General features: G+C 48.1%; 21 protein-coding genes. 8 read left to right on the top strand and 13 right to left on the bottom strand.

The window, feature by feature from the left end; all coding sequences use genetic code 11:
- Positions 1–14: 14 nt before the first annotated feature.
- Positions 15–758: an HAD-IA family hydrolase gene (locus M2134_RS05660; RefSeq protein ID WP_280751073.1), complete on the top strand. Its 744-nt coding sequence runs from the start codon at positions 15–17 to the stop codon at positions 756–758.
- On the opposite strand, the gene proC is transcribed toward M2134_RS05660, so the two are convergent.
- Positions 723–1,523: a pyrroline-5-carboxylate reductase gene (gene proC / locus M2134_RS05655; protein ID WP_280750991.1), complete on the bottom strand. Its 801-nt coding sequence runs from the start codon at positions 1,521–1,523 to the stop codon at positions 723–725. The genes M2134_RS05660 and proC overlap by 36 nt on opposite strands.
- Before the next feature lie 114 nt (positions 1,524–1,637).
- On the opposite strand from proC, the gene M2134_RS05650 reads away from it, so the two are divergent.
- Entirely contained in the window at positions 1,638–2,822 is a 1,185-nt protein-coding gene (locus M2134_RS05650; protein WP_280750990.1) for a C1 family peptidase, read from the top strand.
- A 71-nt stretch (positions 2,823–2,893) separates the two neighbouring features.
- On the opposite strand, the gene M2134_RS05645 is transcribed toward M2134_RS05650, so the two are convergent.
- The 9 genes from M2134_RS05645 to M2134_RS05605 all read right to left on the bottom strand — a co-directional run bounded on the left by M2134_RS05645 (position 2,894) and on the right by M2134_RS05605 (position 13,431).
- Positions 2,894–3,745 (bottom strand): glycoside hydrolase family 16 protein, encoded by an 852-nt coding sequence (locus M2134_RS05645; protein ID WP_348525028.1) that lies wholly within the window; start codon positions 3,743–3,745, stop codon positions 2,894–2,896.
- Positions 3,746–3,785: 40 nt separating this feature from the next.
- Positions 3,786–4,910, bottom strand: a complete 1,125-nt coding sequence (locus tag M2134_RS05640) for a DNA polymerase III subunit delta (RefSeq protein ID WP_280750989.1) — start codon at positions 4,908–4,910, stop codon at positions 3,786–3,788.
- 100 nt (positions 4,911–5,010) lie between these two features.
- A complete protein-coding gene (locus M2134_RS05635; protein WP_280750988.1) occupies positions 5,011–6,369 on the bottom strand; it encodes an MFS transporter in 1,359 nt (452 codons plus the stop codon).
- 177 nt (positions 6,370–6,546) lie between these two features.
- On the bottom strand, positions 6,547–7,038 hold the full coding sequence (locus tag M2134_RS05630) for a bacterioferritin (protein WP_280750987.1): 492 nt from the start codon (positions 7,036–7,038) through the stop codon (positions 6,547–6,549).
- Positions 7,039–7,211: 173 nt separating this feature from the next.
- On the bottom strand, positions 7,212–7,643 hold the full coding sequence (rpiB, locus tag M2134_RS05625) for a ribose 5-phosphate isomerase B (RefSeq protein WP_280750986.1): 432 nt from the start codon (positions 7,641–7,643) through the stop codon (positions 7,212–7,214).
- The gene (locus M2134_RS05620; protein WP_280750985.1) at positions 7,640–9,661 is read right to left on the bottom strand and encodes a transketolase; all 2,022 of its coding nucleotides are present in this window, start codon (positions 9,659–9,661) and stop codon (positions 7,640–7,642) included. The genes rpiB and M2134_RS05620 overlap by 4 nt, the downstream gene beginning before the upstream one ends.
- Before the next feature lie 137 nt (positions 9,662–9,798).
- The gene (gene galK, locus M2134_RS05615; RefSeq protein ID WP_280750984.1) at positions 9,799–10,944 is read right to left on the bottom strand and encodes a galactokinase; all 1,146 of its coding nucleotides are present in this window, start codon (positions 10,942–10,944) and stop codon (positions 9,799–9,801) included.
- A gap of 39 nt (positions 10,945–10,983) precedes the next feature.
- A complete protein-coding gene (locus M2134_RS05610; RefSeq protein ID WP_280750983.1) occupies positions 10,984–12,321 on the bottom strand; it encodes an MFS transporter in 1,338 nt (445 codons plus the stop codon).
- A gap of 30 nt (positions 12,322–12,351) precedes the next feature.
- Positions 12,352–13,431: an aldose epimerase family protein gene (locus tag M2134_RS05605; protein ID WP_280750982.1), complete on the bottom strand. Its 1,080-nt coding sequence runs from the start codon at positions 13,429–13,431 to the stop codon at positions 12,352–12,354.
- 1,027 nt (positions 13,432–14,458) lie between these two features.
- On the opposite strand from M2134_RS05605, the gene M2134_RS05600 reads away from it, so the two are divergent.
- Together M2134_RS05600 and M2134_RS05595 are read left to right on the top strand one after the other, a co-directional pair.
- On the top strand, positions 14,459–17,551 hold the full coding sequence (locus M2134_RS05600; RefSeq protein WP_280750981.1) for a TonB-dependent receptor: 3,093 nt from the start codon (positions 14,459–14,461) through the stop codon (positions 17,549–17,551).
- A gap of 29 nt (positions 17,552–17,580) precedes the next feature.
- Complete coding sequence (locus M2134_RS05595) at positions 17,581–19,053, top strand: RagB/SusD family nutrient uptake outer membrane protein (protein ID WP_280750980.1); 1,473 nt, start codon at positions 17,581–17,583, stop codon at positions 19,051–19,053.
- A gap of 100 nt (positions 19,054–19,153) precedes the next feature.
- On the opposite strand, the gene M2134_RS05590 is transcribed toward M2134_RS05595, so the two are convergent.
- Positions 19,154–19,915 (bottom strand): glucose 1-dehydrogenase, encoded by a 762-nt coding sequence (locus tag M2134_RS05590; protein WP_280750979.1) that lies wholly within the window; start codon positions 19,913–19,915, stop codon positions 19,154–19,156.
- 151 nt (positions 19,916–20,066) lie between these two features.
- Between M2134_RS05590 and M2134_RS05585 the strand changes: the two genes are divergently transcribed.
- Entirely contained in the window at positions 20,067–20,369 is a 303-nt protein-coding gene (locus M2134_RS05585; protein ID WP_280750978.1) for a DUF3467 domain-containing protein, read from the top strand.
- Positions 20,370–20,505: 136 nt separating this feature from the next.
- On the opposite strand, the gene M2134_RS05580 is transcribed toward M2134_RS05585, so the two are convergent.
- A complete protein-coding gene (locus M2134_RS05580) occupies positions 20,506–21,459 on the bottom strand; it encodes an N-acetylornithine carbamoyltransferase (RefSeq protein WP_280750977.1) in 954 nt (317 codons plus the stop codon).
- Between the two features lie 256 nt (positions 21,460–21,715).
- Here M2134_RS05580 and M2134_RS05575 point away from each other — a divergent pair, with 256 nt between their 5' ends.
- From M2134_RS05575 to M2134_RS05565, 3 genes are read left to right on the top strand one after another with little or no spacing between them, the layout of a single operon-like run.
- Positions 21,716–22,351: a SagB/ThcOx family dehydrogenase gene (locus M2134_RS05575; RefSeq protein ID WP_280750976.1), complete on the top strand. Its 636-nt coding sequence runs from the start codon at positions 21,716–21,718 to the stop codon at positions 22,349–22,351.
- Between the two features lie 35 nt (positions 22,352–22,386).
- On the top strand, positions 22,387–23,028 hold the full coding sequence (locus M2134_RS05570) for a SagB/ThcOx family dehydrogenase (protein ID WP_280750975.1): 642 nt from the start codon (positions 22,387–22,389) through the stop codon (positions 23,026–23,028).
- A gap of 22 nt (positions 23,029–23,050) precedes the next feature.
- On the top strand, positions 23,051–24,199 hold the full coding sequence (locus tag M2134_RS05565; protein ID WP_280750974.1) for a metallophosphoesterase: 1,149 nt from the start codon (positions 23,051–23,053) through the stop codon (positions 24,197–24,199).
- On the opposite strand, the gene M2134_RS05560 is transcribed toward M2134_RS05565, so the two are convergent.
- The gene (locus M2134_RS05560) at positions 24,095–25,042 is read right to left on the bottom strand and encodes a type II CAAX endopeptidase family protein (RefSeq protein WP_280750973.1); all 948 of its coding nucleotides are present in this window, start codon (positions 25,040–25,042) and stop codon (positions 24,095–24,097) included. The genes M2134_RS05565 and M2134_RS05560 overlap by 105 nt on opposite strands.
- Positions 25,043–25,048 lie beyond the last annotated feature (6 nt).

Below are 25,048 nucleotides of genomic sequence, written 5' to 3'. Positions count from 1 at the left end.
GTAAAACAAAGATGATGATAAAAGATGCTGTGCAAAGCTATTTGCAGAAAAACAACCTGAAAGCGATTGATCTCAAAGCGGTCCTGTTTGATATGGACGGTGTACTGTACGACTCCATGCCGTATCATGCCCGTGCCTGGAAAGAGACGGCAGACAGATATAACCTGATCTCTTCACCCGAAGACTTCTTCCTGATGGAGGGACGTACGGGAGGTGCAACAATTGACGCGTTGTTTCACCGCACCTTCGGACATGGTGCGACGGAGGAACAGAAGCAATCGATATACGAAGAGAAGGCGGCTCTCTTCAATAGTTACAATGAAGAGGCTGTCATGCCGGGTGCTTCGGAAATGCTTCAGAAGGTGAAAGAGGCCGGGATGCAGGCCATTTTGGTGACCGGTTCGGGACAACATAGTCTGATTGACAAGTTGAATGGGCATTTCCCGGGCATATTTACCCTTGAAAAAATGGTGACCGCCTATGATGTGAAGTATGGAAAACCCCATCCGGAGCCCTATCTGATGGGCCTGGAGAAGGCGGGCGTCAAAGCGCACGAGGCGATTGTGGTGGAGAATGCTCCCATGGGCGTAGAGGCCGCCGTAGCAGCCGGTATCTTTACGATTGCTGTCAATACGGGACCGCTGTCCGACTCCGTACTGTTAGATGCCGGAGCCGGTCTCTTATATCCTGACATGAAAAGTCTGGCAAACGATTGGGATCGCTTACTTGCTGGCTTTCAAGCCGCGAATAACGGATGAGGTAAAGCCGGAAAGTTCCATCTCGTTCAACCCTTTGATGGTGATACCACCGGGCGTAGTCACCTTGTCGATCTCCGCTTCGGGATTGCTTCGGTTATGCTGAAGCAGGTCGACCGCTCCTTTGACTGTCTGTAACACGATCTCCTGTGCCTCCTGTGGGTAAAAGCCCAGTTCCACACCACCTTCGATAGAAGCGCGTATGTAACGCATGGCAAAGGCGATGCCACTGGATGCCAGGGCGGTACCGGCCGACATCAGGCGCTCTTCGATCAACATGGCATCTCCCATCTCCTTGAAGATATTCAATACCTGCGTGGTCTGCTCCTTCGAAGCATTCCGCGCAGAGACGAAGGTCATGCTGCTCATCACGGCGATAGCCGTATTGGGCATGATACGGAAGATGGTGGGTGATATCTTGGAATCCATATTCTTGGTCAGGTAGCTGTTCAACAGGTCGAAGGTGATACCAGCCGCTACCGACAATATCATATGTCTGTCGAAATCCAATACCGGTTTGATCTCGTCAATGACCGATTCTACGCGCCAAGGCTTAACCGAAATGATAATGATATCCGATTGGCTGACAGCTTCCTGGTTGTCGTATGTCACATGTATATCGGGGTGAATCTTTCTTAGCTTGTCTAAAGAATCATACTCAGGATGCGCGGTACAGGTCACGTCTGAAGGGTTAATAATGGTGCCGTTTACTAATCCTCGCGCGATGGCACCTCCAATATTTCCTGTTCCGATAATGGCTATTTTCATTGTTTCATGTGTTAATTATTCATCAAAAGAGGCGACAAATGTAGACAAAATTATTGAATATCTGCCTCATTGTCGTATATTTGCCTCCATAGTTTAAACTTAAAATACAAGTATATGAAGAAGATTTTTGTAGCAGCCCTCTTGTCGGCGTGCGCGCTTACCGCTGTGGAAGCACAGGAAACAAACGACTATGTTTTCACTCCCGTCAAAGAACTAAAAATCACACCGGTTCAAAACCAAAGCCGTACAGGTACCTGCTGGTGTTTCTCCACCCTGGGATTTATTGAGTCCGAACTGATCCGCATGGGGAAAGGTGAACATAACCTGTCTGAAATGTTTGTGGTGAATCATACCTATCGCGACAAGGCAGAGAAGTATGTGCGCATGCATGGCACGATGGAATTTGCCGAAGGCGGTGCTTTTGACGATGTGTTGTATGCGATCAAGCATTACGGTATCGTGCCCGAAGCGGTGATGGATGGCAAAGAATATGGCGAAGACATACATGTTCATTCCGAATTGGTTGGTATCCTGAGAGGATATGTGGATGCAGTGATCAAGAACCGTAACGGAAAGCTCTCTCCTGTTTGGCAGGATGGATTCAACGCAGTGGTGGATACCTACCTGGGTAAGTTGCCGGAGAAATTTACCTATAACGGAAAAGAATATACCCCGCAGAGCTATGCGAAAGAGTTAGGCTTGAATATGGATGACTATGTGTCATTGACCTCTTTTTCGCACGAACCGTTCTATAAGGCATTCCCCATTGAGGTGCCCGACAACTGGCGTTGGTCTGCTTCCTATAACCTGCCGATTGACGAACTGATGCAGGTGTTCGACAATGCTATCAATACCGGTTACACGATTGCTTGGGCTTCCGACGTGAGCGAAATTGGCTTTACCCGCAACGGTATCGGCGTAGCTCCGGATGTAGAAGCGATTGAAACCTCCGGTTCCGATCAGGACAAATGGGTTGGATTGAGTGCAGCGGAAAAGAATGCGGAACTGCGTAAAATGGTTGAGAAACCGGGCGTAAAAGAAGTGACTGTTACCCAGGAAATGCGTCAGAAGGCGTATGATAACTACCAAACGACCGACGACCACGGTATGCAGATCTTCGGTATCGCCAAAGACCAGACCGGAAAGAAATTCTATATGGTAAAGAATTCATGGGGAACCGACAGCAAGTACAATGGTGTTTGGTATGTATCTGAAACATTCGCCAAATACAAAACAATGGATATCATCGTACACAAAGACGCCCTGCCAAAGGCAATCCGTACGAAATTAGGTATCTAAAAAGAACACTTTTTGCTAATTAAAAAACTCCTATCTGCTTTTGCGGATAGGAGTTTTTTTATGGAAATCTTTTATTCTTTCTTCTGATAAACCCTCACATGGTCGATTTCATAGAAAAGTGGGAAGGCTGTTTCCGATGGGTCGCCACCATTGATGCCGCCGATGGCCAGGTTGAGTAGGATATATTGCGGGTGATGGAAAGGATTCGTTCCGTCCGGATTGAGCGTTTCAGCCAGGTCGACTTCGTTCAACAGCTCATCATCCAGGTAGAGGCGGATAAAATCTTTGTCCCAGTCCATCTTCCAGATATGGAACTTATCGGCCCACGTGGGATCTCTTTCCTCAAAATGCGTCATAGGCCAGTGTGTCGTGTCCCAGGTGCCGTTGGCCCAGCAGGCATTAGCCAGAATTGTGGCTTCGTCTTTCACCCGGTAGTATTCCATCAGGTCGATCTCTCCGCAAAGCGGCCAGGGACCTACATCCCGGTTACCCAGAAACCAGATGGCCGGCCAGGATCCTTTGTAGGCCGGAATCTTGGCTTTTACCTCAAACACACCATACAGCCAGTCGTGCAGCCCAACGGTTTTTACACAAGCCGAGGTGTACTCCACCAATTCGCGTTCTTTCCGCCAATCCTGGCTGCCCTCTTCATAAAGCGGATTAGGTCTTGATTCCCGCTTCGCTTCAATAACAAGACGTCCATCTTTTACATAGGCATTCTCCGGCTGATACCATTGGTGTTCTCGGTTGCGAACGAATCCGTTCTCATAGGTCCAATTGGCAGCGTCCGGTCTGCCGTCCTGGTCGAACTCGTCTGACCATACTAAGGTGTAACCTTCAGGAGCTGTGTCCTGTTCTTTGGGTTGCTGTTTGCAACCGCATACTACTGTAATAAACAGAAGGAGTAATACTGTTTGTTTCATGAAAAAAGTTTTTATAATAATTAAAAGGAAAAAGGAAAAATCATTTCTTAATCAAGACCGTAATGCGCAGTCCCAAATCAAAGAAGACCATTTTGCTATTGACATTTTGAGTAATATGACGTTCGGCCTTGGCCAGTTCGTCCATTAGGTCGAATACGTTTCGTTCGTTGACAAAAGGAGAAAAATTAACCGAAAACTGACTCTCCTCCTTATTCATATAGTTCATCTCGGGTGCTTGGAAGCGGTAGACGAAGTTCTCCCGTATCAGATGCTGACAGTAGGCGAGGTAGTTCTTCTGTCGTTCACGCCCAATGCCGGCCATCACATCCGCCATCTCCTTCATCCCTTTTACATTGCGCGACCAGGAGTTGCGCATCATGCCTTTGAACTGCTCCAGGAAGAATTGGTTTTCTTCTCCCATACTGATCGCCTCGATCGCCTGCAGGAAATTGCCGTCGGCCAAGTGAGCAATCTGCGTTGCATCTTGTGACTCCAGGTGGTAGAGTTGTTCCAGCGCCTGAGCTATTGCCTCTGTCCGGATAGGGCGCACATGGATTCGTTGCGCACGGGAGAGGATGGTGCCCAGGATCAGATCCGGTGTTTCAGAGATCATCAGAATCACCGTGTTCGTGGGTGGCTCCTCTATAATCTTCAGTAGCTTATTGGCACAGGTCGGATGCAGTTTTTCCGGCAACCAAACGAAGAGGATACGGTAATCCGCCTCGTAAATCTTGAGGCTAAGCTTGCGGACAATCTCATCACTCTCTTTGGAATAGATAAGCGCCTGCGAGTTACCGGCATCCATCTCATTCAACCAGTCGTCGAGCGAGAAGTAGGGTCTGCCCGACAGGAACTCACGCCATTCGGTGATATAATCGTCACATACCTCTTTCTTTTTCTCTTTTTTGGAGATGATGGGAAAGACAAAATGCAAGTCGGGGTGTGCCAGTTCGTTGAATTTCAAACAAGATGGACATTTTCCACAAGCATCCTCCGCACCGCGTGCCTGGCAGTTCAGGTAACGGGCATACGCCAATGCCAACGGGAAAGCACCTGCCCCCCCGTTTTCGGTAAACAGTTGCGCGTGAGGGACAATCCCCGATCGGGCCGATTGCATCAACCTGTTTTTCACCTCTTGCTGTCCTATGATATCTTTGAAGTACATGCCGTTTTTGTTTTTTGTTCCTTAGGGGCAAAGATAATAAAGATATAGGAATTTGGTGATCTCCGTCGCGCGGCAATGGTGAACAAATATTTGTCGGTTCTCAACGCGAATGGGCTGTCTTCGTCTTCACAAACACCACGGCGATCGCGGCAAACAACAGGAAGATACCGCCTGTCAACAGTGCATACATCGGATGTCCTCCGTACACATTGCGCACGATCCAACCGTGGATAATGCCGTTGGTGATCTGCGGCAGGGTGATAAAGAAATTGAAGATCCCCATATAGGTGCCCATTTTTTCCGCCGGAAGACTGTCGGAAAGGATGGCATAAGGCATAGCCAGGATGCTCGCCCAGGCAATGCCCACTCCAATCATTGAGACGATCATCACGTTCGTGTCAGTCAGGAAATAGAGCGACATCAATCCCAAGCCCCCCAGGGTAAGGCAGATCGCATGGGTCGATTTGCGTCCCCATTTCTTGGCGATCGGAATCAATAAAAGGGCAAAAAGCATGGCAACAAAGTTATAGACGCTAAACAACTCGCCCACCTTATCGCCCGCGGCGGCATATCCGGCTGAAGAGGGATCGGGCGAATGATAGACATGCTCGGCTATCGCCGGAGTGGAATAGACCCACATGGAATAGAGAGCAAACCAGGCAAAGAACTGACATATGCCGAGTTGCCACATCACCTTAGGCATATGCGCGATATCATATATGATCTCCATCAATCCGTTCCGGTGTTTCTCCTTCGGCTTATCAGCCTCCTCTCCGCTGAACTCCGCCAGCTCTTTCGGTGAGTACTCTTTGGTTGTCACGATGGTCCACAGGACACAGACAAAGAGAACGGCAGCTCCGACATAGAAAGCATATTTCACATTATCAGCCACCTCGCCCGGTTCCGCCATGTTCGAAAAACCGAAGAAGCGGTTCATCAGGCTCGGCATGAGCGAACCCACCACCGCACCGATCCCGATCAGGAATGTCTGGATCGAGAAACCAACCGTATGCTGCTCGGCAGGAAGCATATCGCCCACCAGAGCACGGAAAGGCTCCATAGTGACATTGATGGAAGCATCCATTATCATCAACATACCGGCACCTATGAGTACCGGCGAAAGAATAGCATGGGTGGTCTCAGGCGATATAAAAAGCCCGGCGTTCGGCATCAGGATCAAGGCGATCGTCGTCAATATGGCACCCACCAGAAAGAACGGGCGTCGCCGTCCCAGGCGGTTCCAGGTACGGTCGGAATAGTGTCCAATCAGGGGCTGTACGATCATGCCGGTCAACGGAGCAGCCAGCCAAAACAGGGAAAGATGTTCGACATCGGCCCCGTAGATCTGAAGGATACGGCTCGAATTGGCATTTTGCAACGCAAATCCAAACTGAATACCTAAGAAGCCAAAGGTCATATTCAGGATTTGCCAAACACTCAGGAAGGGTTTTGCTTTCATGTATTCGTATTTAATGGATCAACACACAAACTTACAGAATTATCAACGAATATCGAATCCTCGCCCCATAAAAAAAGAGATGCTCCCTGAAAACGTTTGCGGACAAAATAGCAAAAGGCCATCCTGAAAAAATCAGAACGGCCTTTAACACACATGATCTATCTATGTAAGATACAATTATTCTTTGGCAGCGCTTTTGCTGTGGGCAATCGATTGAAGTGCCAGATAGTTATCACCAAAATTATTCATATTGTCCAATTCGGTGTCGAACTGATCCTGGTGCTCTTCCTCTTCCAATAGGATGGCTTCAAACAATTTCTTGGAGGCGGCGTCGGATTCGTCCGCACAGATCTTAGCCCATTCGTTATAGTTCTGGATGGTGTCCAACTCCATTTTGTTGGCCAGTTCCAGCATCTGTTTCACATCATGGATTTTCTGAACCCCTTTGGAGGCACGCAATTCCAGTTCCCCTTTCAGATAGAGGATGCGTTCGGCAAATTTCTCCACATGAATCATCTCTTTGATGGAGGTGCGCTTAAAATAGGCAGCCAGGTAGTCATAGCCCATATCTTCGAGCAGAATATGGAAATACATGTACTGGTTTACGGCAGTCATCTCTTCGGCTACTGCCTTGTTTAATAATTCAATGCTTTTGTCTCTCTTGATCATAACCTATAAATTTATTGGATAAATAATTCTTTTCATGTTTCCTATATAGGGAACAGTAATAGGCTTGAATTTGTTGTCAAAGGAGAGACTATTTATAAAAAAAAGACTTTAAAGTCCTTGAGGACCTTAAAGTCTTTTACGTTTTCTTGGTAGAGAGCTATTGGCTACACCTACTATTTTCTTACCGGTATTTTGTCGATCCGCGTCTGATGACGCCCACCGTCAAAGGAGGTGTTTAGAAAAGTATCCACTGCTTTTGCCGCCTCTTCCCGTTCGATAAAACGTCCGGGAAGGACAAGTACATTGGCGTCATTATGATGGCGGGAAAGGGAGGCTATCTCATGGTTCCAGCACAAAGCCGCCCGTACACCCTGGTGTTTGTTGAGCGTGATGCTGATCCCGATTCCGGAACCGCACACGGCGATACCCGGATAAACTTCTCCGGCTTCAATAGCTTCTGCCAACGGATGCGCGAAGTCAGGATAATCGGAACTCTCCGAAGAGTAGGCACCGAAATCCCGGTACTCCAATCCCATATCCGACAATAATGTCTTGATATACTCTTTCAGTTCGTAACCGGCATGGTCACTGCATATGCCTATCATTTTCCCAGATATTCTTTTACCTGTTTGTACACGTTATTAGCTGTGAAGCCCAATTTTTCGTCAAGCACTTTGTAAGGAGCAGAGAAACCAAACGATTCCAGTCCCCATACTTTGCCCTGGTCGCCAACCAATCCCTGCAAGGTAACAGGCAGACCGGCTGTCATACCGAAGATCTTGCTTCCCGGCGTAATCACCGCATCTTGATAGTCTTTCGATTGTGAACGGAAAAGTCCTTCCGAAGGAACAGAAACGATACGCACCTTGATACCGTCGGCACGCAATAGTGCAGCACCTTCTACTAATGTGGCCACTTCCGAACCGGAAGCCAACAGGGTCACATCTGCGTTTGCATCATCTTCCACCACGTAAGCACCCTTTTCAGCTTTCAAAGCTTCCTGGTAGCTGCTATTCGGCAGATTGGTGATATTCTGACGAGAAAGGATAAGTCCTGTCGGAGTTTTGTTTTCCATCGCCATCTTCCAGGCCACAGTCGTTTCGTTCACATCAGCCGGACGAAGCACCAACATAGAGTTCTTTCCATGGTGGTTCTTCAGTTTTTCCATCAAACGGATCTGTGCTTCCTGTTCAACAGGCTCATGTGTTGGTCCGTCTTCTCCTACGCGGAACGCATCGTGTGTCCAGATAAAGATAATCTGTTGTTCCATCAAGGCAGCCATACGTACCACCGGTTTCATATAATCAGAGAACACAAAGAAGGTTCCGCAAGCCGGTATCACACCCCCATGGAGCGACATACCTAGACAGATAGAAGCCATGGTCAGCTCTGCTACCCCAGCCTGGAAGAAAGATCCACTGAAGTCATCGCGTTTGAAGGCATATGTCTTCTTCAGGAATCCATCGGTCTTATCTGAGTTAGAGAGGTCGGCAGAGGCACAAATCATATTGTCAACCTGTACAGCCAAAGCGCTTAATACGGTAGCCGAAGCAGCACGCGTTGCCTGACCTGCCTTTTGTTCGATGCCTGCCCAGTCGATTTGCGGCAGTTCACCGGCAAACCATCTTTTCTTATTCGCTGCCATTTCCGGATTGGCTTTTGCCCATGCCTCTTCGGCAGCATAGCGTTCGGCTACGATGCCGGCCAGCTCTTCAGCTCTCTTGGCATACAATTCGGCCACTTCCGGGAAGATAACAAACGGTTTCTCCGCGTCACCACCCAAGTTGCGCACCGTCTCTGCGTAAGAAGCTCCGGCAGCAGAAAGCGGTTGTCCATGGGTAGAAACCATATCTTCGAAGCTGCTCTTGTCCTCTTTCACAGCCCCTTTACCCATAATGGTGTTACCAATAATCAATGTCGGACGATCATTCACTGCTTTGGCTTCTGTCAAGGCCTGGCGAATAGCTGCCGCGTCATTACCGTTGATCGTGATCACTTTCCAGCCCCACGCTTCGTATTTTTGCGCAACATTCTCTATCGTTACCTCTTCTACTTTGGTAGAGAGCTGAATATTGTTAGAGTCATAGAACATGATCAGGTTGTCCAACCCCAGGTTACCGGCAATACGCCCTGCCCCCTGAGAGATCTCTTCCTGAACACCTCCGTCTGAGATAAAGGCATAAATAGTCTGATTCATCTGATCGCCCAGGCGTGCTTTCAGGAATTTAGCAGCGATAGCCGCTCCAACAGCCATCGTATGGCCTTGTCCCAACGGACCTGACGTGTTCTCTACGCCACGCATGATATCGCGTTCGGGATGTCCCGGCGTCGGGCTCTCCCACTGACGGAAAGCAGCCAGTTCATCCATGGTATATTTACCGCAAAGAGACAATACCGCATAAAGCATAGGTGACATATGTCCCGGATCAAGGAAGAAGCGATCACGGCCTTCCCAGGTTGGATTTTTAGGGTCGTACACTAAAAATTCTGAGAACAAAACATTAACAAAATCGGCACCTCCCATAGCGCCTCCCGGGTGTCCTGAGTTGGCTTTCTCAACCATCGATGCGGCCAGAATACGAATATTATCCGCCGCTTTGTTCATTAATTGAATATCATTCATCTTTATGTGGAATTTAATTTCATGCAAAGATAACTATTCTCATTATAAAACCGAATGCCCCTAACATATTTATAATACAAAAAAGGCGTTATCGCTACCGACAACGCCTTCTTTGTATATAAATTGAAAATCAGTTCTTATGCCAGCTTACGAGCTCCGTCGCTAATCACCACAGGATATACCTTCGGTTCGAAGCCGAATTTCTCTTTGTAAGCACTGAACGCTTTCGCGATAAAGGCGTCATACAATTCATCCTTCACCAGATTGATCGTACAGCCACCAAAGCCGCCACCCATCACGCGTGAGCCTGTTACACCACATTCTTTCGCAATGTCGTTCAAGAAGTCAAGCTCTTCACAGCTTACCTCATACAGTTTGCTCATGCCATAATGAGTTTCGTACATTTTCTGGCCTACCGTTTCGTAATCGTCGCGTTCCAACGCGTCACACACATCCAATACGCGTTGGATTTCTCCAATCACATATTCGGCACGCATATAATCTTCCGCGCTAATATCGGCTTTCACCTCGTTGAGCATATCCATATTGGCATCACGCAGGAACTCTACATGCGGATGGTTGCGACGCATCGTTGCCACCACATTTTCGCACGACTGACGGCGTTTGTTGTAAGGAGAATCCACCAACTCATGCTTAGCCAGCGTATCCAGCAATACCAATTTGTAGCCTTTCGGATGGAACGGGAAGTATTTATACTCCAATGAACGGCAATCCAAGCGGATCAGGCTTCCCTCTTTTCCGAAGATAGAGGCAAACTGGTCCATGATACCGCAGTTCACACCCACATAGTGGTGCTCAGTCATCTGCCCGATCTTTGCCAGTTCAAACTTATCAATGCCTAAGCTGAATAGTTCATTCAACGCAAACGCGTATGTACTTTCCAAGGCAGCCGAAGAAGACATACCCGCGCCCAGTGGCACATCGCCGGCAAACACCGTGTCAAACCCTTGGATCTGTCCGCCACGTTTGATAATCTCGCGGCATACGCCAAAGATATATTTTGCCCAACCAGCTTTTGGCAGATCATCTTCGTTCAAGCCAAATTCTGCGTAATCATCCAGGTCGACCGAGTAAGCACGTACCTTGCCTGTTCCGTTGGGTTTGATCTCGGCAATCATGCCTTTGTCAATCGCGCCGGGGAATACGAATCCGCCATTATAATCGGTGTGTTCGCCAATCAGGTTAATACGGCCCGGAGAGGCAAATACATTTCCTTCTGTCTGAAATTTTTCTTGGAATTTCTCTCTAATTTGTTTCATCATAATTTTAATCTCCTACATATAAAATGGTAATAGTTTTGTTTAGTCAACAGGAATATCTTTGTTTACATTCTTGCTTCCGATCAAGGCATAATAGAGCATATAAACCATACCGGCGATAATCACCCAGTAGCTGGTCATATAGCCTGAAAGGTCGGCTACCCAGTTCTGTATCAGCGGAAGAACACCACCACCAACAACCATCATCATAAAGATACCTGATCCGGCAGCGGTATATTTTCCTAATCCTTCGGTGGCCAGGTTGAAGATACCTCCCCACATGATCGAAGTGCAAAGACCGCAGAGCACAAGCAGTAAAGCCGCGATAGGCACTTGAACCATATCAAAAGCAGAACCGGTAAATACAGGCATAGAAACCAATATGGTCTTCGGCAGATAGATAGCCAGTAAAACCAACAAAGCACCTAATCCGGAAGCAAAGGTCAACATCGTTTTGCTCGACACCTTAGCACCGACAAGACTTCCCAGGAAACGTCCGATCATCATCAGGAACCAATAAGTACCTGCCACGAAACCACCAATCGTTGCGGCTGAAGCAGGATCCAATCCGGCACCTTTACTCGGATCCACATCCGACAGGAAGAAGTTCAAGGTTCCCGGTATACCGATTTCAACACCTACATATACGAAGATAGCAATCGTTCCCAACACAAAGTGACGGAAAGCCCACGGGCTTCTTTCGTACACAACCTCTTTTCCCGCTTTTTTGTCAGCGTCCGGGTCAGCAATGGGAATAAACGACAGGATGATAAATGCTACGGCAAATACGCCCATCGCTACGAAAAGAACCGGGTTCACATCCGTGATAGCGGTCTGTGCCGTAACGGTACCTACCAACGCACCTACGAACATCGGAGTCAGCGTGCCGGAAAGAGAGTTGAATGTACCACCGATCTGAATCAGCTGGTTCCCTTTGTTACCGCCACCTCCTAAGAGGTTCAGCATCGGGTTCACCACCGTGTTGAGCATACATACAGAGAAACCTGCAACGAAGGCTCCCAGCAGATAAACGAAGAAGTTCAACGGGAGAGAGAATAGGGTAGCCCCTACACCTACGATGCCGGAAAGAAACTGAATAAATACGCCTAAGAAACCGACTGCGATAGCTGCCAAAGCGGTTTTCTTGTAACCGAACTTAACAAGCATCTTACCGGCCGGAATACCCATAAAGAGATAGGCCAGGAAGTTCATCATGTTACCCATCATGCCCAGGAAGTTCGATCCCTCAATGCCCGGTTGGCCTTTCCAGATCACCCCGATCGGGGCCGCCAGGTTGGTAACGAAAGAAATCATCGCGAAGATAACGATCATCGTGACAATCGCGATAGTCCGACCATTTTGTTGATTTTTTTGTGTCATAAAAGTGCTTTTTTGAGTTATTTAAATAGATTATTTTTCAATCGTAAAGGCATATACCGTTTTGCTCTGGAATGTCTCGCCGGGACGAAGCACCGTCGAAGGATAGTCCGGCATATTCGGGCTATTGGGGAAATGCTGCGTTTCCAGACATAAAGCAGAGCGTTTCGGGTAATACTGTCCCGGTTTGCCTTCAAAATTACCGGTCGTCCAATTGCTGGTATAGAGCTGTACGCCCGGCTCTGTGGTATAGGTCTCCATCACAATACCGGTCTTGGGCGAAGAGCAACGGGCACAGAATGATAATTCGTTCCCCTCTTTATTTAATACATAGGTATGATCGTATCCGTTACCGAAAACCAACTGTTGGAAATCATCCTCAATACGAGCGCCGATCTCGAACGGTGTGCGGAAGTCCATCGGAGTCCCCTCTACCTTTTCAGCCGGTCCGTAAGGAATCGCCGTATCGTCGGTCGGCAGATAGGTGTCGGCATTGATCTCTAATAGATGATCGCCTACATACGGGTCGCCTGCTCCGGAGAGGTTGAAATAGGAGTGGTTGGTTAGGTTCAATACGGTCGGTTTATCGGTCGTTGCCTCGTAAGAGATAATCACCTCGTTGGTGTCGGTCAACTGATAAACGATGGTCGTTTTCAACTCGCCCGGATAGCCCTCTTCGCCATCGGCAGCGGTATAGGTCAAGGTCACCGTCTGGTCGTCGTTCTGCACCATATCCCACACCACGGCATTAAAGCCTTTTAAACCGCCATGCAAACTATTGGGTCCGTTATTGATGGGCAGTTTGTCATAAACAACACCATCCAACGTGAAAGTACCTTTCGCAATACGGTTGCCATAACGTCCGCAAACCGCCCCGAAATAGGGCTCTTCGCTGGTCATATAGTCATCGATATTCTTATGGCCTGTCACCACATCGACCAGTTTGCCCGATCGGTCGGGAACCATGAGAGAGACAATTTTTGCACCGTAGTTTGTAATAGTTAATTCTGCACCGGTCTTATTTGTTAATACACAAAGAGCCGTCTCTTTTCCATCCACTTGCTTGCTGAAGTCCGCAATATCCAAGCCGGATAGAGTCTTTTCGTTTTTCATGTAAATTTCAGTTTAATTCTACAAATTGCCTGTAAAAGTACAGACTAATCACACGCATTGCCCGGCATGATTTATGTTGTATAACATGGTTTTAACTTTTATCCACGATTATAGCCTGTTTCTATGCATTCTAAGCAAATATTATTTGGCAGGTCCTCACCCGAAATGTTAAAAAACAAATTGTAAGCAAAAAGTGGATTTTGCATTACAATATGATACGTTAAAAAGTGTTACTCCTGCGGGTAATTTTAAATACCCCTACGTTTTTGGAAAAATACTCGCCCGTTTTTGTCAAAATGATAGTTGGGGTTTCAGTGAAAAGGGGAGCGATTTGTATTTATTAACATATATATAGGTTTGATTTCTGAAGTCCGGAAGGACTTCCACTTGGATAACCCCGATGCCAGCCGAAGGCGCAGCTCGGGGTGGGTAGTGATAGAGGAACGAGCTCCGTAGGGGCTCAACAGTAGACCTCCTTACGGAGTTCGTTGTATAGATATAGTGTCTACCCCGAGCTGCGCCTTAACGGCTTGCATCGGGGTTATCCAAGTGGAAGCCCTTTCGGGCTTGCGGATGTGACTTATAGCGTCGACCCCGGATGAATCCAGCATTTATAGGAAAATCGCGAGGCCTTACTTTTCATAGATTAAAACAGACATTTCATGACTAATTGTTACTTTTTTCTGAGAAAAACTTGAATTTGTTAAAATAAACACTACATTTGGCCAACTTAATCTGACAAAACATCTATACAGAACGTGTGTGTGGATCGATAATCTAAATACTTACGAACAAAAACTCAAAGTCATGCAAAACACAACTATCATCATCCATCTTCTATTATGAGTGCTTCTTTAGCGTTTCGCTAAGAAATAGCCACATCCTCCTGCCTATGGGTTGGGAGTTGTTTCTTCTATCATGTTCGCGGGTAAATTTCCTACTCGGATAGGAGGTGTAGTATGTACTGACATATATACACGAACCATTTTATTGGAATAATCTCACCTTTAATAATTTAAATATGTATATGAGAAAACTGAGTGTTCTTCTGGTTATTCTTGTGTTGTCGCTACAAGGTATGCTGGCACAGGAAAGACAAATCACAGGGAAAGTAACATCCTCGGAAGATGGACTTCCGATGATAGGTGTTGCAGTAATGGACAAACAAAGCATGCGTGGTGTCGCCACAAATGCAGACGGAGAATTTTCGATCCGGATAGACGAACGGACCAAAAGCCTCCAATTCTCTTACGTCGGGTACAAAACCATAGAAGTACCTATTACAGGAAACAGCATGACGGTTGTCATGGATCCGGATTTTGTTGCGATCGACGAAGTGATGGTCGTGGCCTACGGTACCGGCAAGAAGTCAACCTTCACCGGCTCGGCTACCGTTGTGAAAAGCGAAGCCCTGGAGAAGATCACCACCTCCAACATCACGCAAGCGCTCCAGGGACAGAGCAGCGGGGTGCAGGTCATCAACAGCAGCGGCCAACCGGGCGATAGCGGTGCGATCCTGATCCGTGGTATCGGTTCGATGAATGCCTCCAGCTCGCCGCTCTATGTGGTCGACGGGGTGGCTTACGATGGAATCATGAATGCGATCAATCCGGCGGATGTCGAGTCGATGACGGTATTGAAAGATGCATCGGCCACCGCACTCTACGGATCGCGCGCAGCAAACGGGGTGATTATGATCACGACCAAAAAGGGTTCTTCCGACAAAGGCCAGGTTAATTTCCGCTCTACCTGGGGCTATTCCAATCTGGCTGTCGATCTGCCACGCGCCTTGACACCGCAGGAGTTTACGACCCTGACCTGGTGGGCTATGCGCAATGGACGCCAGGACCAAGGCTATACTGCCGACGAGTCTAATCAATACGCCACCAACTACTTAAAGAACGAGCTCAAGATCAACCCGTTCAGTATCGATCAACCGGTAGGACTGAATGGCGAGATGGATCCGAACGCTCAGTTGCTGTTCTGGGGAGACTGGCGGGATGAGATCCTGAAATCGCGTCTGCGTCAGGAATACAACCTGGACTTCAGCGGAAAGAACGATAAGGCCGACTACTACTTTTCGGGCGGTTACGTAAACGATAAAGGTATCTTTGCCGCACAGAAATTCGAACGTTTTTCACTTCGTTCGAACCTGAACTACCAGGTCAAAAACTGGCTTAAGGTAGGAACCAACACCTCTCTCTCGCACTCTATACGGGAAGTATGGCTGGATGAAAAGACCATCTGGTTCCTTCGCACGATTTCTCCGACCTATCCGGTCTATGTATGGGATCCGACTACAGGTGATTACCAACGTGATGGCAATGGCAACAAGATCTTTGATTACGGAGACGACCGTGCGGCATGGACTGCCTGGAACCCATTGGCCGACGCGGCTTATAACCCTTCGCCGGAAACGACTAACAATATATCTACACGTAATTATATCGAGATCACCTTCCTGCCGGAACTGAAATTCCGTACCAACTTCAGCGTGGATCATTACAGCCGAACCTACGACGGATACACCAACCCCGAGTATGGCTTTGCCTCCGGGTATGGCGGAGAAGTGTATAAAGAAATAAGACAAAATATTTCGTATACGATCAATAACCTGTTGACTTACGACAAAACCTTCGGCGATCATCGCGTGAATGTATTATTGGGACAGGAAGCCTATGCCTTGCATTACAAATACCTGCAAGCAGCCAAAAGAGGACTTCCCTTCCTGGGACTGACAGAGATCGATTCGGCTTCCGAAATGAACTCCATGAGTTCATACTCCAACAAATACCGCTTGTTGAGCTGGCTGAGCCGCGTGGAATACGAATACAAAGACCGTTATTATGTGTCGGGTAGTTTCCGTACCGACGGCTCTTCGCGCTTCCACCCCGATAGCCGTTGGGGAAAGTTCTGGTCGTTGGGTGCCTCCTGGCGTATCTCCAACGAAGAATTTATGTCATCGTATGATTGGCTCGATAACCTGAAATTGAAAGCCAGCTACGGAGCCGTGGGGAATGACCAGTTAAACACCTATTATGCTTATCAGGGACTCTATGCTACCGGTAACAACGACTATAATGAAGCCGGTGTACGCATCAGCCGCCTGGCGAATAAGGACCTGAAATGGGAAACCAACCTGCAACTTAATGTCGGTCTTGAATTTGCACTGTTCAATAAATTGAGCGGTGAAGTGGAATGGTTCAAGCGCAAATCCAAAGACCTGCTCTTCGGTATGCCGATGGCTCCATCCACCGGTTTCAGCAGTATCGACCGTAACATTGGCGACGTGCAGAACCAGGGTATCGAATTCCAGTTGAGCTATACGCCGTTCCACTCCAAAGACTTCCGCTGGAGCATCGATTTCAATGGCACACACTATAAGAACAAGATCACCAAACTGCCACAGGACGAGATCAATTCCGGTTATTTCAAATGGCGGGAAGGCGAATCGCGCTACAACTTCTGGGGCATCGAATATGCCGGTGTGAATCCGGAAACCGGACGCGACCAATACTGGAAAAACATTTATGAAACCCAGGGAGATGAGCAGGTAGTGACCGGACGCGAGAAAACAGAAGACTACAACGCGGTAACCAGCGACAAACATAAGAAATACCTGGGCGATGCCATTCCCAAGCTCTTCGGCGGATTGACAAACAACCTGTATTACAAAGGTATCGACCTGTCGTTTATGCTTTATTACAGCATCGGCGGCAAACTATACGATGGCGACTACGCACAGATGATGGCCTATCGTACCGGTTACAGCATGCATCCCGATATGCTCAAAGGTTGGAGTGAAGGCAATACCAACGCTTCGCTTCCGCGCATTTCCACCTATTATTCCAGCTATATGGGATCGTACACCACCAAGTTCCTGTACGACAACAGCTTCTTACGCTTGCGCAACCTGACCGTAGGCTACACCCTACCTAAATCGTTGACTTCACGTTTCGACATCAATTCCCTACGCCTGTTCGTACAAGGTGATAATCTGCTGACGTTAGGAAATGCACAGAAGCGCGGAACCGACCCGGAACAATCCGTTTCCGGAACAACAAGCAACCGATTCCCGACCACCAAGTCGATCTCCTTCGGTATACAGTTAAATCTATAAGACATTCATTCCTATTAGCATATTAAGATATGAAAAAGATAATAAATTCAATTCGCCTTACCGGCCTCGTAGCGCTCATAGCGCTTATGGTCACCTCATGTAGCGATTTCCTTAATGTTTCGCCCTCTACTTCGGTGGCCGATACCGACGTATTCAACACGATTGCCGGTGCACAAGCGGCATTAAACGGTTCCTACTATCATATGCGCGCTTTCGGTAGCGGAGGCATCAATTCCTATGACGACTGGGGGATCCCCTCCATTCAGATGATCTCAGATGCTTGCGGCGAAGATATCATCATGCGAGGCGGATGGTATATATACAACTACAACTATTGGGGTGAAACCCGTGGCGACATCTTCCGTTCAGGTCAGTTGTGGCAATTCCACTATCAGCTGATCAACAATGTCAACTCCATTTTAGCCTATACCGACGACTGCTCGGGTTCTGACATGGAAAAACAATATATCAAAGGACAAGCGCATGCTATCCGCGGTTGGGCCTATTTCAACCTGGCGCGCCTGTTCCAACAGACCTATATCATTGCCAAAGATATGCCCGGTGTTCCTATTTATCTGGAACCGACAACCGATCAGACCGAAGGCAAACCACGTGGCACACTGGAAGAGACCTACAAACAGATACTGGCCGACCTGACGGCTGCCGAAACCATGCTGGCCGGATTCGATCGCGGAAACCGTATCAATAACTTCGATCAATCGGTGGTTCAAGGCGTTTTGGCGCAGGTGTATCAGGTGATGCATAACTGGTCCAAATGTGAAGAATATGCCAGGAAGCTGTTAAATAAGTATCCGCTCACCACCAACGAACAATACTTAGGAGGCTTCAGCGATGAGACGGTTCCCTCTTGGATCTGGGGTATGCGCCAGAGCGAAGAGCAGAATATGGGCGACTATTCACCCTATGCGATGTGGGCTAACGGTACGCGTAAATGTTTCTCCTTCGTAGGTTGGTACTCTGCCGATAAGTTTGTGGAGTTGTTTGACCAGAATGATATTCGATTTCAGTTCGAACGCTGGTGGGATGTGCTCTGGGCTTCTTATAAATTCCGCGACAACGATGAGTGTCGGGGTTCTATTGTCTTTATGCGTACGGAAGAGATGCTGCTCACTGCTGCCGAGGCCTGTGCCTATCAGGGCAAAGAGAGCGAAGCCAAAGAGCTCCTCTGGAAGCTTCAGGAGATGCGTAACGCCCAACGCACAGAGGCATCGGGTGAAGAGCTGTTGAAAGCCATCTGGTTGGAGCGCCGCAAAGAGATGTATGGTGAAGGTCATGCCCTGTTCGATATGATCCGCACGCAACAGCCGCTGTTGCGCGAAGGCAATCATGAGTCGTATGGTGGCAGCCATCAATTCCCGGCTCGTTCCTGGCGCTTTATCTTCCAGATCCCGAACAGCGAATTAAAGAACAACGACGCCTTAGTTGACGATATCTGGCCGGCTGGCGACCAGAATCCGTATAGTGGGGTATATACTCCTTAAGCTAATTGAAAATTGAAAATTGAAAATGGAGAATTGAAAATGGAGAGTGTAGATTCCTCCCCATTTTCAATTCTCCATTTTTAATTTTCAATTAATCACCTTACGCTCCCGTCCATCCGCCGTCCACCGTAATAACGGTGCCGTTGATGAACTTGGCAGCATCGCTGGCTAAGAAAGCAACCACCTGGGCGACATCTTCGGCCTCGCCGGTGGGACCGGTGGCTACATATTGCATCAAGGCGTGTATCCCTTTTTCATTGGGCGCTTTCAGACTGTTCCCAATATTTGTTTTGATATCACCCGGAGCAATCGCCACCGAGCGTATACCATCTTCGCGGTAGACAGAGGCGATATTCTTGGTCAGACCGATCACCGCATGCTTACTGGTGACATAGCTCACCCCACCTCGTGCGCCAAACATACCACCCACCGATGCGGTATTGATGATCACGCCCGGTTTCTTCTTTTCCAACAGGTGTTTGATAACTAATTGCGACAGAATGGTCGGTCCCTTCACATTGACATCCATGACCTTTTCCCAACGCTTCACATCCAACGCGTCCACCGTCATAAAATTATCGAGGACACCGGCGTTGTTGACTAAGATATCGATGGTGCCGAATGCGTTCAGCGTCTCGGCAACCAATCGTTCCAGATCCTCCAGTTTCGATACATCCGACAAAACGCCGATGATCGGACATTGTTTGCATTTAATATCGTTTACGACACGATCCATCGATGCCTGATTGAGATCCGAGACAACCACCTTGGCGCCTTTCTTGGCAAACAACCGAACGATGGCCTCTCCCATGCCGGAGCCGGCTCCGGTTACAATGGCTACTTTACCTTCTAAAGATTTCATGTTTTCTATTATTTTGGTTAAACATATTATTTCCGGACATTGAGAAGTCCTTATTAGTAATACAAGTAAACCCCTCAAATGGTTGTGGGATAGCGTTGGTTTTAACGTTATATTTCGTAAGTTTGTTTCCAAATCAAAAGAAATGATAAAAATGGAAAAGAAAGCAGCTAACGAGATACAGGTGGAGCTATCCGAAGAGATAGCGCAGGGCACCTATGCGAATCTGGCGATCATTTCGCACTCCTCATCAGAATTTATCCTCGACTTTGTGCGTATCGTTCCCGGTGTGCCCAAAGCTAAGGTGAAGAGTCGGATTATCCTGACGCCCGACAATGCCAAACGTTTATTGCACGCGTTGGAAGACAATATCTCCAAGTTCGAAACACAACTACACAAAGGAGCTGACGGAGGTGAGTTCCTGCCGCCGTTGGGTGGGGTGAAAGGGGAAGCGTGAAAAGAGAATTATGAATTATGAATTGGAGCGAAGCGGAAATTGTAAATCGCTTAGCGAAGTGTAAAGCAATTTAGTCCTTTTTCCCAATTCATAATTCATAATTAACAATTAACAATTAACAATTAACAATTAACAATTAAATCGACCGTAGTATCTTCGCCAATACCGCCTGTGCGGAGATTTCCCGGTTGGCAGCTTCGGGAATCACGATGCTCTGCGGGCTTTCTATCACATCGTCGGTGACAATCATATTGCGGCGCACCGGTAGACAATGCATAAAATAGGCATTGTTGGTCAAAGCCATCTTTTCGGCATCTACTGTCCAATTGCGATCCCTGCTCAATATCTCTCCATAATGCGGGTCGGCAAAGGCGGCCCAGTTCTTGGCATAGATAAAATCAGCGCCTTCGAAAGCCTTTTTCTGATCGTATTCCACGCGGGCAGCACCCACAAACTGCGGATCCAGTTCGTAGCCTTCCGGGTGCGTGATCACAAACTCATAATCGGTTGCATTCATCCATTCTGCAAAACTATTGGGAACAGCCTGGGGAAGGGCACGCGGATGCGGCGCCCAGGTCAATACCACTTTCGGGCGTTCCGTCTTTTTATACTCTTCGATGGTGATCAGATCGGCATAACTCTGCAACGGATGGCGCGTAGCTGCCTCCATACTGAACACCGGACGACCGGAATATTGAATAAACTGGTTCAGGATCTTCTCGTTATAATCATCTTCTTTACTTTCAAAACGGGCAAAAGAACGCACGCCGATCACATCACAATAGGCGCCCATCACCGGGATAGCCTCCAGGATATGCTCCGGCTTGTCGCCGTCCATGATAACCCCCCGTTCCGTTTCCAGCTGCCAGGCGCCCTGGTTGATGTCCAACACAATGGTGTTCATCCCCAGATTCATAGCCGCCTTCTGCGTACTCAAACGGGTACGAAGGCTTGAATTGAAGAAGATCATCATCAATGTTTTGTTCTTTCCCAACGTTGAAAACTGGAACCGGTCTCTCTTAATCTCAAAAGCATCATTGACCGCCTGCTTCAGGTCGCCAATATCTTGCACACAAGTGAAGTTACGCATATCTTTAAATTTATGTTGTCTTTAGTAGTCCTGTTTCTCTGATTGTAAAAACTTCGCTAAGTTCACAATTCGTACTGCAAAAGAAAAGCTTTTTTGATTCAAAATAGAATCCTTTCTCTTCTTTTTATTATTATTTCCATCAAAAGCCATTTTTATATGTCCTGTGAACCATCGGATTCAACCGAAGGCAAAGGATAGGGTTATGGTCAATTCCTAAAAATCATGTACATTTGCGTTATACCAATTATAGAAAGAGATGAAGAAAATTATTGTTTTATTAGTCGCATTTGCTATGGGATTTTCAATGCAAGCACAGGAAATGAAAGTGATTAAGCTGAATGCCCCCAACAAAACGAAAGGGGATGCCGTTATGAAAGTGTTCAACGAACGCCAGTCGATTCGTGAGTATGCCGCCAAAGACCTCTCTCCGCAGGATCTCTCCGATCTGTTATGGGCGGCCAATGGCGTGAATCGTCCGGATGGAAAACGTACCGCTCCTTCGGCACGCAATGTGCAGGATGTCGATATCTATGTTGTGATGAAGGGAGGCGCTTACCTCTACGATGCGAAGGCGCATGCCCTCAATCCCGTGGCACCGGGTGATCACCGGGCAGCCGTAGCCGGAGGGCAGGACTTTGTGAAAGCGGCTCCGCTGAGCCTGGTGTTGGTGTCCGACCTCTCGCGCTTGGGAAATGCCCAGGCGGAGCATACGAAACTCATGGGTGCTGTCGATGTTGGTATCGTTTGTCAGAACATCAATATGGCTTGTGCCGGCCTTGGCCTGGCAACCGTTCCCCGCGGATCGATGGATCATGAAGCACTTGCAAAAGCGCTTAAACTGAAAGAGACGCAACTACTGTTGATGAACAATCCGGTGGGTTATCCGAAATAAGAAGAAAGAACCGAATCATTCAAACGAATAGGAATATGAAAAAGATATGTCTGATGGCCTCTGCCATCTTACTGGCCGCCACGGTCAGTGCGCAATCGCTGAAGCCGATCAAGCTGGTCACGCCCAGCAAAGAGCGGGGGGCTTCGATCATGCAATCGCTTGCCAACCGCCAGTCGGTGCGTGAGTTTTCAGAAAAGAAACTAAGCGACCAAGATCTTTCCGATGTGATCTGGGCGGCTTGTGGCATCAACCGTCCGGCGGAGGGGAAGCGCACCTCGCCTACGGCGATGAACAAGCAGGATGTGGATCTCTATGTCTTCTTAGCTGAAGGGGTCTATCTATACGATGTCAAGAACCATTCGCTCGCTCCGGTAGTAGCCGGTGACCATCGTCCGTTGATCGGTGACCGACAACCGACCATCAATAAAGCACCGGCGATCCTATTGATGGTGTCCGACCTGGCCCGCTTCGATGTGAATGTAGGGAATGATGTGAAGAGAGAATTCGGTGCGCTCGACGTGGGTATCGTTTCGCAGAATATATCGCTCTTCTGCGCGGGATGTGGCCTGGTGACCGTTCCACGCGCCTTTATGGACAAAGAGAAACTCAGAACGCTGTTGAAACTTTCCGATACGCAGGTGCTTATGTTGAATAACCCGGTGGGTTACCCGAAGTAACCCCCTGACAAAACCAGAACCCGTGAAAGTATTTCTGCAGTCAATCATTGCACAACTGATACTTACCCCCTTCATCTGTTGGAGGGGGTATCAGGCTATTCCACCCAAAAAGAGCTGGCGAATTCCGTATACGCTCTTTTTTCTGTTGGAGTTATTGGTGTTTTTCACCGGCTTTTTCTTCCATTCCCTCTTGCCCGACCGGGTGTTTATCACCATTATGCTGATATGTAGTACCTGGTATATCGCATCGGTCTATATCACCATGGCGATTCTTCTCCTGGAACTTATCCGGTTTACCCACCGGCTGTGGCCCTGGTATCCCGCCTGGGTAGCGAAACAGTGGAGGCGCATCAAAACAATCTGTTTTGTTTGTATTACCGTAGGTGTCACCCTCTTAATGATCCATGCCTACCATCGGGTGATGTATCCTACGGTCACACATGTCAACATCCATCTCGACAAGCCGATCGCCGGGCGCGACAGCCTGACCATCGTGATGATGAGCGACCTGCATATTGGCGAGGTGATCGGCAAAAAGCAGGTGCAGCGTTTTGTCGCTATGAGCAATCAGCAACAGCCCGATATGGTGGTCTTGGTGGGCGATATCATGGATTATGAGTCGCGCTTTGCCGAAAAGGTGCGTATCGAAGAGGATCTGCAACAATTGCAGGCGCCATTAGGCACCTATGTGGTCTATGGTAACCATGAATACCGTGCCAACCGTCATGCCAAAACCCGTTGGCTGCAAAAGACAGGCGCCACCCTCTTGGTCGATTCGGTCGTGATGCCCGATTCGGCTTTCTACCTGATCGGACGCGACGATTATATCAACAAAGAACGAAAGCCACTCCGGGCGCTTACCAAAGAGCTCGATCACACGAAGCCAATCATCCTGTTAGACCACCAACCCTGGTCGTTAGCCGAATCGGCGATGAATGGCGTAGACCTCGGCCTATATGGACATACCCATTACGGACAGATCTGGCCCTATCCTTTACTGATGAACGTTGTCTATGAAAACCCATACGGCTATAGCCGCAAAGGCAACACCCAGTTTTATGTCTCCTCAGGCATCGGCATCGCCGGGCCTCCCTACCGTGTCGGAACCCTCTCGGAAATGGTTGTTTTGCATCTTTTTTCGTGTTCTCCACAAAAAGAAGAGGCCGAGTAGCGCCATTGGGATATAGAAATAGAGAGCGGTGGTGGGCAGTTCGGAGGTGAAATAGGGATTTTCGCTAATCGATTGGTTCGACATGCCGATCACCGAGATGGCATTATTGGCAAAATGGGCGAAGACAGGCACCCAGAGGCTTCCCGTCCAGAGCAGTAGATAACCGAAATAGGCACCCAATAACATACGCGGGAGAAAACCGTAGAATTGTAGATGGAACGCGCTGAAGATAATGGCGGTGACCCAGATCACCACGTGCGGATTCCCGCTCCATCGTGCAATGATCCGTTGAAGAGCACCCCGGAAATAAAATTCTTCTGTTATGCCGGCGCCCACTGCGATGACCAACAGATTAAACAAAAGCGTAACCACTCCTTTCTGCTCTAATAATAACAATGTCATCTGCTCCGCCTTGTCTTCCTGCGCGCGCATCCATGTTTCTACCGGTGCCAGTATCTCAGGAAACGTCATCTGCCGGTTGAGATACTCCGCCAGAGCGATAGACGGAGCCAATAGGAACAGGCCGATCAATGCCCAAAAGAGGAACGGTATCTTCGGTCGTTCCCGGATGGAAAGAAAATCCCGGATATCATCGCCTGTCAGCCAGGCATAAAAAAGGGCCGGTACCAGAAAGAGCCCGATGGAAGAGATGAGTTGTGCCCAACGAAGTATATCCGGCGATTCCGTCATATCGGCATCCCATCCCCCTATGATATAGAGCGGGATAGCCCCCAATAGGGAAAAGACAAAAGCACAAACGACTGTGATAAACAGAAAAACAAGCAATTGTGTAAACGGATGCGCCTGTCCCTGCGGATCCTGTTTAAGCATTTTTACCGGCATAGATAT

It is taken from the genome of Parabacteroides sp. PM6-13, assembly GCF_029892605.1.
In the GTDB taxonomy this organism is placed as follows: Bacteria; Bacteroidota; Bacteroidia; order Bacteroidales; family Tannerellaceae; genus QVMG01.
The sequence above is the reverse complement of the archived record's forward strand: the minus strand, read 5'-3'. Positions and strand labels throughout refer to the sequence as shown.

Bases quoted from the DNA above. Each gene is read 5' to 3' on its own strand.
- M2134_RS05660 (WP_280751073.1), top strand. From the start codon at position 15: ATGATAAAAGATGCTGTGCAAAGCTATTTGCAGAAAAACAACCTGAAA.
- proC (WP_280750991.1), bottom strand. From the start codon at position 1,523: ATGAAAATAGCCATTATCGGAACAGGAAATATTGGAGGTGCCATCGCG.
- M2134_RS05650 (WP_280750990.1), top strand. From the start codon at position 1,638: ATGAAGAAGATTTTTGTAGCAGCCCTCTTGTCGGCGTGCGCGCTTACC.
- M2134_RS05645 (WP_348525028.1), bottom strand. From the start codon at position 3,745: ATGAAACAAACAGTATTACTCCTTCTGTTTATTACAGTAGTATGCGGT.
- M2134_RS05640 (WP_280750989.1), bottom strand. From the start codon at position 4,910: ATGTACTTCAAAGATATCATAGGACAGCAAGAGGTGAAAAACAGGTTG.
- M2134_RS05635 (WP_280750988.1), bottom strand. From the start codon at position 6,369: ATGAAAGCAAAACCCTTCCTGAGTGTTTGGCAAATCCTGAATATGACC.
- M2134_RS05630 (WP_280750987.1), bottom strand. From the start codon at position 7,038: ATGATCAAGAGAGACAAAAGCATTGAATTATTAAACAAGGCAGTAGCC.
- rpiB (WP_280750986.1), bottom strand. From the start codon at position 7,643: ATGATAGGCATATGCAGTGACCATGCCGGTTACGAACTGAAAGAGTAT.
- M2134_RS05620 (WP_280750985.1), bottom strand. From the start codon at position 9,661: ATGAATGATATTCAATTAATGAACAAAGCGGCGGATAATATTCGTATT.
- galK (WP_280750984.1), bottom strand. From the start codon at position 10,944: ATGATGAAACAAATTAGAGAGAAATTCCAAGAAAAATTTCAGACAGAA.
- M2134_RS05610 (WP_280750983.1), bottom strand. From the start codon at position 12,321: ATGACACAAAAAAATCAACAAAATGGTCGGACTATCGCGATTGTCACG.
- M2134_RS05605 (WP_280750982.1), bottom strand. From the start codon at position 13,431: ATGAAAAACGAAAAGACTCTATCCGGCTTGGATATTGCGGACTTCAGC.
- M2134_RS05600 (WP_280750981.1), top strand. From the start codon at position 14,459: ATGAGAAAACTGAGTGTTCTTCTGGTTATTCTTGTGTTGTCGCTACAA.
- M2134_RS05595 (WP_280750980.1), top strand. From the start codon at position 17,581: ATGAAAAAGATAATAAATTCAATTCGCCTTACCGGCCTCGTAGCGCTC.
- M2134_RS05590 (WP_280750979.1), bottom strand. From the start codon at position 19,915: ATGAAATCTTTAGAAGGTAAAGTAGCCATTGTAACCGGAGCCGGCTCC.
- M2134_RS05585 (WP_280750978.1), top strand. From the start codon at position 20,067: ATGGAAAAGAAAGCAGCTAACGAGATACAGGTGGAGCTATCCGAAGAG.
- M2134_RS05580 (WP_280750977.1), bottom strand. From the start codon at position 21,459: ATGCGTAACTTCACTTGTGTGCAAGATATTGGCGACCTGAAGCAGGCG.
- M2134_RS05575 (WP_280750976.1), top strand. From the start codon at position 21,716: ATGAAGAAAATTATTGTTTTATTAGTCGCATTTGCTATGGGATTTTCA.
- M2134_RS05570 (WP_280750975.1), top strand. From the start codon at position 22,387: ATGAAAAAGATATGTCTGATGGCCTCTGCCATCTTACTGGCCGCCACG.
- M2134_RS05560 (WP_280750973.1), bottom strand. From the start codon at position 25,042: ATGCCGGTAAAAATGCTTAAACAGGATCCGCAGGGACAGGCGCATCCG.